Source organism: Natrinema sp. LN54 (assembly GCF_052439245.1).
Classification (GTDB): Archaea; Halobacteriota; Halobacteria; order Halobacteriales; family Natrialbaceae; genus Natrinema; species Natrinema versiforme_A.
Window position 1 is genome coordinate 71,080 of sequence record NZ_JBQVRP010000004.1, and the last position, 12,484, is coordinate 83,563.

A 12,484-nucleotide genomic window follows, 5' to 3' on the forward strand; every position below is an offset into this window, starting at 1 on the left:
AACCCTCTATTTCGAACGGCGTTACACAGTTAACAATCAGACTCTTTACGATAACTCGTGAACGGGTGAATGACTTCCCACGGACGTACTGGGGGTACGTACAATAAATGACAGAAATGACCTCACGATCACCGTCGACCGCGATGGGGGATCACTATTCCGTGCAATACGATAGACTCGACGACGAACCGCTCAGCGTTGCCGTTGCAGACGCCGTCGCAACGTTCAGTAACGAAGACGTCACCGAACTCGAACCGCTCCATTACTCGATCAACGCCGATGCGCTCGAGCGGCTGTTCGAGCCGCGTGCGAACGGGCTGCGCTCCAGCGGATCGGTAACGTTCGAATACAGCGACTGTCTGGTGACGGTCACTGCGGACGGCGAGATTCGCGTCGAGTCGCCCGAGCGCTAAGGGCTCTCTTTCGCGCCGATAGTTGCGATTTTGACGCTGTCCCTCTTTCTGCTCGTCGCTGACGCGAGTCGACCCCGACAACGACATCCCATAAACGTAAGCGGATCGGTACCGAACCGCTATCCATGACTACTCGACTCCTCGTCCCGACCGACGGGAGCGACTCCGCGAGGGCGGCCCTCGAGCACGCGCTCGATATCGCCGCCGACCGGGAGGCGACAGTCCAATTGCTCTACGTCGCGGACACGAAGAAACCGAGTTTGACCCGGCTCGGAACGGACGTCGTCGACGTTCTCGAGCGAGAGGGCGACGAGATCCTCGATGCCGCGGCTGCGTTGGCCGAGGATCGAGGCGTCTCCGTCGAGACGGACGTCGTTCAGGGCGATCCGCGGACCGCGATCGTCGAGTACACGACCGGCGGCGAGTTCGATCTCGTGGTGATGGGCGCCCACGGCCGGCGCGGAATCGGCGAGTACGTCCTCGGGAGCACCACGGACTGTGTCGTCAACCGGAGTGGGATACCCGTGTTGACCGTTCGTGCGGCCGACGAAGCGAGACGGGTGTATCCGTACGGCGACGTGCTCGTGCCGACGGACGGCAGCGACCACGCGTCGGTCGCGCTGGACCGAGCCGCGTCGGTCGCCGCACGACACGGCGCGACGTTGCACCTGCTGTCGGTCGTCGACGAACTGCCGGAGGTGATCGACGCGGGATCGACGCAACTCTCCTCGCAACTCGAGGAGAACGTCCAGGCCGTCCTCGACGAGGCCGAAGCGACCGCGAGGCGAGCGGGCGTCGACGAGATCAGGACGTCGATTACGGCCGGCCCCGTGCCTCGAGAGATCACGACCTACGTCGACGAGGAAGGGGTCGACCTCGTCGTGATGGGGACCCACGGCCACACCGGGCTCGACCGCCACCTGCTCGGGAGCTTCACCGAGCGCGTGATTCGGACGTCGCCCGTCCCCGTCCTGACCACGAGACGGACGGACGAGCTAGAGTGAGCGTCGCGGTGACGACCCGACGGGTCACGAGTTCGCACCCGGCTGTCACAGACTGCAAACGACGGACAATGGTACTTCGGAGGGGACAGCAGTATTCGGTAGTACTCAATGCCTGACCGATCACGCCCCCCGCTCGCTCGGGCCCGGTCGATACTCACGCGAAATCGGCTTCGAGTCGTGTTCGTCGCCGTGATCCTCCTCTCGGCGGCCGTCGTCGCCAGCGCGGCGTCGAACGACCTCTCGACGGCGACGGAAGACGACGTACCGGAGGCACCGTCGACGGAGAACCACACGGTCGTCACCGAGTCCGGACGGGCCGGCACCATCACCGCCTACGAACCCGACGGTGAGGTCCTCTATTACAATAATACGCGGACGAAGTACTTCGACGTCGATCCCGTCGAGGGCGATCCGTTGACGGTCGAGTACACCGCGACGGACACGATTCACTCCGAGGGACCGACCTGTTCCGAGCCGCCGTGTGCGCGCAACGTCATCGAGCGCGCGAACCTCTCGACCGGCGAGGTCGAGGTGCTCTACGAGCGCTACGATTACAAGGAGACCGCCGGCGAGTGGCACGACGCGGACCGCATCAACGAGACTCACGTCGTCGTCGCCGACATCGTCGCGGATCAGGTGTTCATCGTGAACACCGAGACGGAGGTCGTCGAGTGGCTCTGGGACGCCCAGAGCGACTACCCCGTCGAGGGCGGCGGCCCCTACCCGGAGGACTGGGCGCACATCAACGACGTCGAATACATCGAGGAGGGCGAGATGGAGGGCCGGATCATGGCCAGCCTCCGGAATCAGGATCAGGTCGTCTTCCTCGACCGGGAGGAGGGGCTGGTCGACGACTGGACGCTCGGCGCGGAGGACGAGTACGACATCCAGTACGAACAGCACAATCCCGATTACATCCCCGAAAGCGAGGGCGGACCGGCCGTCGTCGTCGCCGATTCCGAGAACGGCCGCGTCCAAGAGTTCCAGCGCGAGGACGGCGAGTGGACCCGTAGCTGGGAGTGGGCGGACGACCGAATCCAATGGCCTCGAGACGCCGATCGACTGCCCAACGGGAACACGCTCATCACCGACACCCACGGCAACCGCGTCATGGAGGTCAACGCCTCCGGCGACGTCGTCTGGCAGGTCGAATCGACGCTCCCCTACGAGGCCGAACGGTTAGAGACCGGCGCCGAAAGCGAGGGGGGGCAGAGCGCCGCGGAACTCGGCCTCGAGTCCCGGACGACGGCCGAGAGCGACGACGAGAGCAGTGGGCTCTTCGGAGTCGATCCGCTCGGCTTCCTCGGCGGCCTCCTCGAGTCGATCCTCCCCCATCGGATCTACAACGGCCTCCTCTTCGCGAGCCCGGTCTGGATGGGAGCGTCGGAGTTCGCGGCCGTCGGGATCGCGCTCCTGACGGGGCTGCTCTGGGCCGGCCTCGAGATCAGGTGGCAGCTCCGGGACGCGGGGGTCAGGTTCCGGCTCCCGGTCTACCGGCAGGGCGGGGACTGAGCCCTGATCGTGACCTCGACGACGTCGCTTCCTCGCTTCGTGACGGTTCCGACGCCGACTGCGGTTCCCGCGACAACCGGCCGCGCTCATGCTCAGACGAGGAGATAGCCGCCGAGCAGGTACAGGCCGGCCAGAATCGTCTGGAAGGACAGCGAGCCGACCGCCGACAGGACGAGGAACGATCGGCCGTCCATCTCCGATAAGCCGGCGGGGACGGTGAGCAGCCCCCGGACGAACAGCATCGTATTGCTCGCGGCGACGGCGAGACTTCCCCACCGGTCGAACCAGCCGTCGAACCGCTCGAGTCGCGACTCGGTGACCGGGAACCAGCGCTTTCGCAGGACGTACTCCCGGCCGGCCCGACGGACGAGCCCGAACAGGAGGAGCTGGCCGACCGTCGTCCCGACGACCGCGAGGGTGACGATCATAACCGCCGTCGGAATCGACGATCCGATCAGCGCCAGCGCCGACGGCACGACGAGTTCGCTCGGCATGAACCGCAGCAACATCGCACCCTCGAGGACGCAGATCCCGAACAGCACTGCGAGCCCGAGTTCCGAGGTGAACAGGGACTCGAGCCAGGGCGGCGTTTCGGTGAGTTGGAGGGGAACCATCGCGTTCGTCGTCTCGAATTTGACCGTATCGGACGACTGAAGTCGTGGGCTTGCAGTTGCAGCCGTCGTAAGTACGTGCGCTCTCGTGGTCTCGGATCCGCGTTCGGCGATCGGAGCGCGGCATAACTTATATCGGGGTCTCAGTCGATAGGTGAGCCAATGGAACTCGGGCTGGTTTTCTTTCTCACCGTCGCGTTCGCGACACACGCTCTCGTCGGCGTCGCCCTCGTTCGCGGGTTCTCCGATGTCGGTCCGCGAGTCGGGCCGTGGCTGGGGGCCGTCTTCGGGTTCGTCCCGGACGCGGACTTCCTCTTCCCGGCGGCGTGGGGGTGGCCGTTCGTCCACCGCGGGATAACGCATTCGCCCCTGTTCGTGCTGTCGGTCGTGGGCGGGGTGTACGCGCTCAGTCGCCGTCGCTCGTTCGCGCTCGCCGCCGGGCTCGCGACCGGGTCACACCTCGTCATCGATTCGCTCTCGCCGATGGCGATTCCGTGGGTGTTCCCGTTGCGGGCGACGTGGACCCCCGGACTCGACGTCCACGGCGTGATCGCGACGCCCCTGCTCTGGTCGGTATCGCTCGCCATCGTCGCGCGGCGCACCGACGATTTAGACGCCGTCAAACAGTGGTGGTCGCGAGACGGCAGCGTCCGAGGCCGTCAGTCGGAGTAACTCGCCGATCGCCACCGCCATCACACCGGGTGAGCGGCTGCCAGCAACAGCGACGCCACCAGCGCGGCCGAGCCGGCGAGCAGAAACGCGCGATTGATCCGGCCGTTCTTCGATTTGAACCACTCGAGCGTGACGTGGACCCGCGAAACGGGCGCGAACGGCGAGATCCCCATCGGCGTCACGATATCGCCCGCGAGGTGTGCGAGAATCCCGCAGGTCCCGACGACGAAGCCGAATCCGAACCCGAAGCCGCCGTCCGCCCCGAAACTCGAGTGCGCGACGAGCACCGTACCGATCCCCGCCACGGAGCCGAACAGGAGAGCGAACCAGACGGTATGGGTCGGGCCGCGGTGGTCGATCCGCTCGACGTTCTGGTCGATATCGGGGAGGTTCGCCGCCGCGAGCGCGAGGACCGCGCCCCAGAGCGCCAGTTCGAGCGAGTAGGACGCGCTCACCAGCGGCACGAACGGCGCGTACAGAAGCGCGTTGAATCCGGCGTGGCCGTCTCGATACATCGGTCTCGAGTCGTCTCTCACTCGGGGATCGGACGGATTAACTGCTCGGCCGGCGTGGCCGACTCACAGAACGTTTCGCATCCCCAACGCCGACACCGAGGCCCCGCCGACGAGTATCGGCATCCAGTAGACCGCGCCGCGGAAGATCAGGACGGCCGCGGTGACGATCGACGCTTCGATACCCGTCGTCGGAACGAGCAGCGTGACGAACGCGGCCTCGATGCCGCCGAGCCCGCCCGGGAGCGGGGCCGCACCGGCGATGTTCGCGAGCGGGATCACGAACAGCAGGACGTACGGCGGGACGCTCTGGCCGAGGGCGGCGAAGGCCGCCAGCAGCGCGGCCACCTGAAAGAGCCAGCCACACAGCGAGAGTCCGACCACGGCACCGAGTCGCCAGCGGTCCGTCGCGATCCGCTCGATGTTCTCGAAGAACCGCCCCATTCGGTCCGCGAGGTCGTCCTCGAGCGTCTCCGAGTCGAATCGCTCGAGGCCGAGCCTGCCGAGGCGGGGCGCGATGATGGCCGGGAGTCGGTCGATGATCGTCTCGCGGTATCGCCAGACGAGGCCCATAACGAGCAGGATGCCGCCGATCAGCACGACGGCCGATCCGACGGCCGTCTCGAGGCGGTCGCCGACGGCGGCGGTGGTCGCGTAGTAGCCGACCCCCACGAAGACGAGCGATATCGAGGGGATCACGTTGAGGACGTCGACGCTCGCGATCCCGACGAGACCGGTCTCGTAGCGGGAGCCGGAGACCTTCGAGATGAGCAGCGCCGCGATCGGTTCGCCGCCGGCCTGTCCGAACGGGGTGACGTTGTTGGCGAAGACGGCACCGGCATAGACGAGAAACGACTTGCCGAGCGGGATCTCGACGCCGAGCGTCCCGAGAACGGTCCGGAGCATCAGACTCCAGACGGCTAACCAACAGAGCGCGAGGGCGAACGTCGCCGCGACGAGCGACGGCCGCGCCGAGAGCAGGGAGTCGAGGATAGAGCGCGCGCCGACGATGAACACGAGGACGGCAAACACCGCGATGGCACCGAAGGCACCGATGAGAAACGTGCGCCGGTTTCGCTCGTCCATGGCTGGTATGGAATCTCAGTCGACTTGAAACGTCTGATCGATCGCGGCGAGCGGGCTCGGTCGCCTATCGCGATCCGCCGTTTCGGGCGATCGAGACGCTCGGTTCTCCGGTAGGACAGGCCCCCTCGAGCCGTTCCGAGAAGCCGGTCTCGTCTCCGCTATCGACGGCCCCTCCCTTCAGGGTATCCCGTTCAATGACTCACTACGGCGCCGGCGAGACGAGTCCGATACCGTACCGGCTCCATAACAAATTGTGCGCCCGGTCGAATGCACCCAGTGAGTCACCTGAACTCTTCTGCCGTCCCGTCAGCGCCCGCTCTCCGATGCAGTAACGGGGTGGGCTCACGGTCGACCGCTCGCGAGACACCAGCCGTGCAGGGGGCGGGGACGGCGACGGAGACGGAACCCGGCACCCGCCAGTCGAACGTCCTCTTCGTCGTCCTTGATACGGTCCGGAAGGACCGTCTCGGGCCGTACGGCTACGAGCGGGGGACGACGCCCGAACTCTCGGCGTTCGCCGAGGAGGCGACCGTCTTCGAGTCGGCGGTCGCGCCCGCGCCGTGGACCTTGCCGGTCCACGCCTCGCTGTTTACCGGCCTCTACCCGAGCCAGCACGGGGCCGATCAGGGAAGTCCCTACCTCGACGACGTCACAACCCTCGCGTCGGTGCTGTCGGCGGCGGACTACGACACGGCGTGTTTCTCCTCGAACGCCTGGATCACCCCCTACACCGGCCTGACCGACGGCTTCGACGCCCACGACTCGTTCTTCGAGGTCCTGCCTCGAGACGTCCTCTCGGGGCCGCTGGCCAGCGCGTGGCAGGCGATCAACGACAACGAGTACCTCCGAGAGATGGCGTCCAAACTCGTCAGGCTCGGCGCGATGGCCCACGAGAAACTCGCCAGCGGCGAGGGGGCCGACACGAAGACGCCGTCGGTCATCGACCGAACGAAGTCCTTCATCGACGACAGCGAGAGCGACGACGGCTGGTTCGCGTTCGTCAATCTGATGGACGCGCATCTGCCGTACTACCCGCCCGAGGAGTACCGCGAGGCGTTCGCTCCCGGCGTCGACCCCGATGCGGTCTGCCAGAACTCGAAGGAGTACAACGCCGGCGTTCGGGACATCGACGACGAGGAGTGGGCGGACATCCGCGGGCTGTACGACGCCGAAATCGCGCATATGGACGCCGAACTCGGACGTCTATTCGACTGGCTGCGCGCGACCGGCCAGTGGGAGGAGACGACCGTCGTCGTTGCGGCCGATCACGGCGAACTCCACGGCGAACACGACCTCTACGGCCACGAGTTCGCGCTCTACGACGAACTCGTCAACGTTCCGCTGCTGGTGAAACACCCCTCCCTCGAGGCCGAGCGGCGCGACGATCTCGTCGAACTGCTCGATTGCTATCACACGACGCTCGACGCGCTGGCCGTCGATCCCGACGCCGCGGTCGGCGCGGGCGGGGACGACGGCCCCGTCGCCCTCGACCCCACGCGGTCGCTGCTCTCGAGCGAGTACCGAGCGTTCGACGGCGTCTCGGATCCGGACCCCGGCCAGCGAGCCGTCCTCGAGGCCGACGGCGACGCCGACTACGCGTTTATCGAGTACGCCCAGCCGGTCATCGAACTCCACCACTTGGAGCAGAAGGCGAGCGAGGCCGGCGTCACGCTGCCGGCGGATCACCGGGCCTACTCGCGGCTGCGCGCTGCACGCGGCACCGACCGGAAGTACGTTCGCGCGGATCTCGTCCCGAACGAGGGCTACCGACTCGACGACGATCCGAGCGAGGAGTCGCCGGTCGATCCCGCCGACGATGAGCTCGTCGCGGCCACCGAACGGGCGCTCGCCCGGTTCGAGGACGCCGTCGGCGGCGCGTGGGACGACCCGACCGAGACCGACGCCGACGCGACGGACGCGCTCGAGGAGGCCGACGAAGCGACGCAGGATCGGCTCCGCGAACTCGGCTATCTGGAGTGAACGTCGTCCTCGGCTCGGCTGACGAAACCCCGGGCAAGCGTGGCGATCCGCCGGCTCGAGCGAGTCGGTTCCGGTGACCTTCAGGAACCAATAAGAATACAGTGGTCGACTCGAAAGGTACCGCAACTAATGGAGGACCAGCACTTCCTCGAGTCGGAGTGGGACTACTGTCTCGTGCTGGATGCGTGTCGGTACGACGTGTTCAGCGAGGTCTATGACGAGTATCTCGACGGGACGCTGGAAAAACGCTGGAGCGTGGGATCGTCGACCCCGGAGTGGGCCTACCGGACGTTTACCGGCGATCACGATATCGCATACTTTTCAGGGAACCCGTTTATTAACGATCTCGGTATCCCACTGAACGAACTCAAATGGGGGGCCAGTTGCGACTACGAGTGGTCGGCGACCGAGCACATCAGCGACGTCTTCGACGTCTGGAAGACCGGCTGGGACGACGATCTGGGGACGGTGCCACCGGAGAGTATCGCGGAGGCGTTCCGGAACAATACCGAGGCCGTCGAGCAGGCCGACCGGACGGTGCTCCACTACATGCAGCCACACGCGCCCTACCTCTCCCGCGGAAAGGGCCAGAAGCTCAAGCAGATCCAGAAGGGAATCCGCAAACAGGAGGAAGCCGAAAAGGCCGAAACCGATGGCGGCGGCGCACTCTCGTCGCTCGGCGATACGATTCGGCCGAAAGTCGAAGACAAACTCGAGGGCAGCGAACTCGCCCAGAAAGCGGGGCTCTGGCTCGAGCTCGACCCCGCGGACCTCGTCAAGAACGGGACTCGAGAGGCGGCCCTGGAACTGTACGAGGAGAACCTGCGGATCGCACTCGAGTCCGTCTCGGAACTGGTCGACGAACTGGACGGCCGCGTCGTCGTGACGGCCGACCACGGGGAAGCCTTCGGCGAGGAGGGCGTCTGGGAACACCACATCGAGACGCACATCCCGCCGCTGATGGAGGTACCGTGGCTCGAAGTCGAGTAACGGCGCAATCGACCGACCGTCGCGAGCCTCGATTCGGTCCCGGGTCCGCGAGTGTCAGACGGTCGTTACGGTTGGTGTAGTCCGGTATGAAGATCAGCCACTACTTCGAGTTCGAGGACCACGTGACCGGCGGGATCCGCGAGTCCGTCGTCCACCAGCGGAAGATGCTGGATCGACTGGACCTTCGGTACACGACGGAACCGACGCTCGAGGCCGACGTTTTTCACTGCAACCTCATGGGTCCCCGATCCGTCTGGTACGCCAAACGCGCTCGCTCTCGGGGTGTTCCCGTCGTCGCGAACACCCACGTCACCGCCGAGGACTTCGGGGATAGCTTCCGATTTACGAACGCGCTCGCCAAACCGCTGCGACCGTACCTCGAGCGGGCCTACGGACTTGCCGACGCGCTGGTCTGTCCCTCGGCGTACAACCGCCGGCTGATCGACACCTACGCGGACGTGCCGACGACCGTGATCTCGAACGGCGTCGACCGCGAGAAACTCGAGGGGTTCGAGTCGCTTGAAGCCGAGTACCGCGAGCGCTACGACCTCGAGTCGCCCACCGTCTTCCTCGTCGGCCACGTCATCAAGCGCAAGGGCCTCGAGACGTTCGTCGAACTGGCCCGTCGGCTACCCGATCTGGACTTCGCGTGGTTCGGCCCGCTCGACCTCTCCCTGAAGGGGCGGGAAACGACGAGACTGATCGAGGAGTCACCGGACAACTGCACGTTCACCGGCTACGTCGACGACATCCGCGGCGCGTACGCGGCCGGCGACATCTTCTGTTTCCCGACGCACGAGGAAAACGAGGGGATCGCGCTCTTGGAGGCGATGACCGCCGGGAAGCCACTGGTCGTCCGGGACATCGAGACGTTCTCGTGGCTCGAGGACGGCGAGGACTGTCTGAAGGTTGCCGATTCGGGCGCGGACGGGTTCGTCGACGCGCTGGAACGGCTCGACGACCCCGCGCTCCGGGATCGGCTCGGAGCGAACGCGGCCGACCGCAGTGAGGCGTTCTCGCTGTCGTCGGTCGCGAACCAGTATCAGTCGCTGTACGAGGAGGTGGCCTGAATGAAAATCGGATTCTTTACTGACAGTTATTTCCCCGAGATCGACGGCGTAACGTACACGATCAAACTCTGGCGCGAAGTGCTCGAACGGAACGGCCACGAGGTGTACGTCATCTACCCGGACGGCGACTACGAACCGGGCGAGCGCGAAATCCCGGTCACATCGCTCCCGAACCCGTTCTACGCCGGCTACCGGATCCCGCTTACCAAACGCACCTCGACGCTGCCCGACCTCGACATCGTCCACTGTCACGGCCCCGCGCCGATCGGCATCCTCGGACGCTACTACGCGTGGAAACACGACCTGCCCACGATCTACACCCACCACACGCCGCTCGAGGAGTACTTCCACCAGAGCATCAAACTCGAGTCGGTCGCGAACCTCCTCTCGAGCCTGTACGTCCCCGTCGAGAACAGCTTCCTCGGCAGTTTCGATATCGTGACCGCGTCGACGGAGCGGATCGACCGCGACGTCGAACACGTCCAGCTTCCGGTCGGGATAGATATGGACTTCTTCCAGCCGACCGAGGAAGACTGGTATCCCGACCGGACAGTGATCGGCTACAGCGGGCGGCTCAGCATGGAGAAAAACGTCAACGAGATCCTCCGGGCCGCCGAGCAACTCCCTGAATACGACTTCGTCATCGTCGGTGAGGGCCCCTATCGCGACTCCCTCGAGCGAAACGCGCCCGACAACGTCGACATCCGGGAGTTCCTCCCCCGCGAGGAGTTACCCGCCTTCTACTCCTCGATCGATACCTTCGTCACCGCCTCGACCGCGGACACCCTCGGGCTCTCGACGCTCGAGGCCAACGCCTGCGGGACCCCCGTCGCGGCTACCGACGCGCCGCCGTTCGACCGAACGATCGGCTCCGACAACGGCGAGCGCTTCGAGTACGGCGATCTCGACTCGATGGTCGAGGCGATCGAAACGTCGCTGGCGACCGACTACGAGACCAGAGCGGCCGTCGAACGCTACTCGGTCGAGTACACGATGACCAACCTCGAGCAGCTGTATCACAACGTGCCGCTGTCGAAAGACGAGGCCGCGACGGTCGTCGAGAGTCCGTGGGGACTCCCCGAGGAAGAGCGGGGCTGAGGCGATACTCGGCGGTCGCATTGTTCTCTCGGGACGCTCGAGCGAATCGGATCAGAAGCGGCAGTACCGTTCTGTCTGATCGACTGCTATACTATCGAGAATTTCACGGACAGAGGGGCTGACGCGACCGAGGAGAAGACCTATATACGAACCGTCTAGCCTGCCACGTAACCCAACGGACGGGATCGACCCGTCGTTTGCCACCATGCTATCTCGAACACGCACCGACGGAGGTGACCGGCTATCGATCGGCGGACGCTGATCGCTCTCGGGGCGTTGGCCCTCGTTCTCGTCGTGCTGGTCCTCGGGTCGACCGCGAGTACCTCCGCTCCGCCGGCCGACCCGGCAGTCGACCGGCAGGAACAACTGGTCACCGTCGACGGAAACTCGTCGCTGTGGCCGTACACGAGCAGCGCGACGACGTTCGAGCAGCGGACGCTCGCGATCAACGTCATCGCCGCCGGCGATCCCGCGGAGACGCGCCGTCACTTGGAGGAACGGAGCCGCGGCGACTGGAACGAGACCAGACCCGATCAGGAGGACGTCGGCACGGCGAGCGAGGACACGACCGCGACGGAAAACGAAACTGCGGTAGCCGAGGAACCCGCCGGCACGGCGACGTCGTGGGGGCGCGCCGACGGCTCGACCCGATACGTCTACGTCGCCGCCGAAGACGACCCGACCGACGGCGTGTGGCTCGACGAGAGCTACCAGTTACACGACGGCGACTACCTCGGCTCGCGCCACCACATTCGGGCCTACGAATCTCCCCGCGACGGCGACGAGTGGACGGCGATGCAGGCCCATCAGGAACACTGGGACTGGTTCCGGCTCAGTCACACGGTCACCAGCGCCGAGAATTCACAGCGATACGTCGAACGCGAGTTCATGGACCGCCGGTCCGTCTCGACCGTCTCGCGCGAGCATCTGGGCAACGGCCGCGGCTTCGACTCCGACGGCTGGGTGGCGATCGTCGACCTCGAGACCGACGGTGACGACCCGCCGGTGCCCCTCGAGACGGTCGCCGTCCTCTCGGGTGCGATGCTCGTCGGCCGCGTCGCCTCGCGGACCGCGCCTCGAGAACTGGTCGCTCCGCGCGTTCGCCACGCGTTCCTGTTGGCCGGGTCGCTGATCGGGCTCTATCTCTTCGTTCGATTCGGCGCGGTCGGCCTCGAGTCGCGACTCGGCGATATCGACCCGCGGCTCGTCGCGGGCGCGTTCTACCCGCTGATCGCCGTCGGATTACCGGTCTGTACGTACGCCTTCGCGCGCCCGCTCGATCGGTCGACAGCATTCGCCGCCGCCTCGGTCGGGTTCGCGACGGCGATCCTGCTCGATTACACCCTGCTCGGGGTGACGCGACTGCCCGTCAACGTGTTCGTCCACCGGTTCTCGACGGCGATCGCGCTCGGCTTCATCGCCGTCGGCGCGTCACACGCGGAACGGATCGACCCCGAAGACCACGGCTTCGTGCGAATGGGGACGCTCCTCTGGGTCGTGACGCTCCTCGTGCCGCTGCTCCGATTTCTGTAACGG

12 protein-coding genes are annotated in these 12,484 nt (G+C 65.8%); 9 read left to right on the forward strand and 3 right to left on the reverse strand.

Features of this window, described 5'->3' with window-relative positions:
* Nucleotides 1-107: 107 nt before the first annotated feature.
* From ACT4ML_RS12745 to ACT4ML_RS12755, 3 genes are all read left to right on the forward strand, one after another.
* Entirely contained in the window at nucleotides 108-413 is a 306-nt protein-coding gene (locus ACT4ML_RS12745; RefSeq protein WP_444721214.1) for a HalOD1 output domain-containing protein, read from the forward strand.
* Between the two features lie 125 nt (nucleotides 414-538).
* Nucleotides 539-1,417 (forward strand): universal stress protein, encoded by an 879-nt coding sequence (locus tag ACT4ML_RS12750; protein ID WP_444721215.1) that lies wholly within the window; start codon nucleotides 539-541, stop codon nucleotides 1,415-1,417.
* A gap of 108 nt (nucleotides 1,418-1,525) precedes the next feature.
* Nucleotides 1,526-2,929 (forward strand): aryl-sulfate sulfotransferase, encoded by a 1,404-nt coding sequence (locus ACT4ML_RS12755; RefSeq protein WP_444721216.1) that lies wholly within the window; start codon nucleotides 1,526-1,528, stop codon nucleotides 2,927-2,929.
* A gap of 92 nt (nucleotides 2,930-3,021) precedes the next feature.
* Here ACT4ML_RS12755 and ACT4ML_RS12760 read toward each other — a convergent pair whose 3' ends face one another.
* Nucleotides 3,022-3,543 (reverse strand): DedA family protein, encoded by a 522-nt coding sequence (locus ACT4ML_RS12760; RefSeq protein WP_444721217.1) that lies wholly within the window; start codon nucleotides 3,541-3,543, stop codon nucleotides 3,022-3,024.
* A 159-nt stretch (nucleotides 3,544-3,702) separates the two neighbouring features.
* On the opposite strand from ACT4ML_RS12760, the gene ACT4ML_RS12765 reads away from it, so the two are divergent.
* Nucleotides 3,703-4,212 (forward strand): metal-dependent hydrolase, encoded by a 510-nt coding sequence (locus tag ACT4ML_RS12765; protein ID WP_444721218.1) that lies wholly within the window; start codon nucleotides 3,703-3,705, stop codon nucleotides 4,210-4,212.
* Nucleotides 4,213-4,232: 20 nt separating this feature from the next.
* On the opposite strand, the gene ACT4ML_RS12770 is transcribed toward ACT4ML_RS12765, so the two are convergent.
* A complete protein-coding gene (locus ACT4ML_RS12770; protein WP_444721219.1) occupies nucleotides 4,233-4,727 on the reverse strand; it encodes a metal-dependent hydrolase in 495 nt (164 codons plus the stop codon).
* Between the two features lie 63 nt (nucleotides 4,728-4,790).
* The gene (locus ACT4ML_RS12775) at nucleotides 4,791-5,810 is read right to left on the reverse strand and encodes a lysylphosphatidylglycerol synthase transmembrane domain-containing protein (RefSeq protein WP_444721220.1); all 1,020 of its coding nucleotides are present in this window, start codon (nucleotides 5,808-5,810) and stop codon (nucleotides 4,791-4,793) included.
* 336 nt (nucleotides 5,811-6,146) lie between these two features.
* On the opposite strand from ACT4ML_RS12775, the gene ACT4ML_RS12780 reads away from it, so the two are divergent.
* The 5 genes from ACT4ML_RS12780 to ACT4ML_RS12800 all read left to right on the forward strand — a co-directional run bounded on the left by ACT4ML_RS12780 (nucleotide 6,147) and on the right by ACT4ML_RS12800 (nucleotide 12,481).
* Complete coding sequence (locus ACT4ML_RS12780) at nucleotides 6,147-7,790, forward strand: sulfatase (protein WP_444721221.1); 1,644 nt, start codon at nucleotides 6,147-6,149, stop codon at nucleotides 7,788-7,790.
* Between the two features lie 129 nt (nucleotides 7,791-7,919).
* Nucleotides 7,920-8,780: a hypothetical protein gene (locus ACT4ML_RS12785; protein ID WP_138245101.1), complete on the forward strand. Its 861-nt coding sequence runs from the start codon at nucleotides 7,920-7,922 to the stop codon at nucleotides 8,778-8,780.
* An 86-nt stretch (nucleotides 8,781-8,866) separates the two neighbouring features.
* Nucleotides 8,867-9,850: a glycosyltransferase family 4 protein gene (locus ACT4ML_RS12790; protein WP_444721222.1), complete on the forward strand. Its 984-nt coding sequence runs from the start codon at nucleotides 8,867-8,869 to the stop codon at nucleotides 9,848-9,850.
* Complete coding sequence (locus tag ACT4ML_RS12795; protein WP_444721223.1) at nucleotides 9,851-10,948, forward strand: glycosyltransferase; 1,098 nt, start codon at nucleotides 9,851-9,853, stop codon at nucleotides 10,946-10,948.
* Between the two features lie 276 nt (nucleotides 10,949-11,224).
* A complete protein-coding gene (locus tag ACT4ML_RS12800) occupies nucleotides 11,225-12,481 on the forward strand; it encodes a hypothetical protein (protein WP_444721224.1) in 1,257 nt (418 codons plus the stop codon).
* The last annotated feature ends 3 nt before the right edge of the window (nucleotides 12,482-12,484 follow it).

Coding starts and splice junctions, on each gene's coding strand:
- ACT4ML_RS12775 (WP_444721220.1), bottom strand. CDS start 5,810: ATGGACGAGCGAAACCGGCGCACGTTTCTCATCGGTGCCTTCGGTGCC.
- ACT4ML_RS12770 (WP_444721219.1), bottom strand. CDS start 4,727: ATGTATCGAGACGGCCACGCCGGATTCAACGCGCTTCTGTACGCGCCG.
- ACT4ML_RS12790 (WP_444721222.1), top strand. CDS start 8,867: ATGAAGATCAGCCACTACTTCGAGTTCGAGGACCACGTGACCGGCGGG.
- ACT4ML_RS12795 (WP_444721223.1), top strand. CDS start 9,851: ATGAAAATCGGATTCTTTACTGACAGTTATTTCCCCGAGATCGACGGC.
- ACT4ML_RS12750 (WP_444721215.1), top strand. CDS start 539: ATGACTACTCGACTCCTCGTCCCGACCGACGGGAGCGACTCCGCGAGG.
- ACT4ML_RS12765 (WP_444721218.1), top strand. CDS start 3,703: ATGGAACTCGGGCTGGTTTTCTTTCTCACCGTCGCGTTCGCGACACAC.
- ACT4ML_RS12755 (WP_444721216.1), top strand. CDS start 1,526: ATGCCTGACCGATCACGCCCCCCGCTCGCTCGGGCCCGGTCGATACTC.
- ACT4ML_RS12785 (WP_138245101.1), top strand. CDS start 7,920: ATGGAGGACCAGCACTTCCTCGAGTCGGAGTGGGACTACTGTCTCGTG.
- ACT4ML_RS12760 (WP_444721217.1), bottom strand. CDS start 3,543: ATGGTTCCCCTCCAACTCACCGAAACGCCGCCCTGGCTCGAGTCCCTG.
- ACT4ML_RS12745 (WP_444721214.1), top strand. CDS start 108: ATGACAGAAATGACCTCACGATCACCGTCGACCGCGATGGGGGATCAC.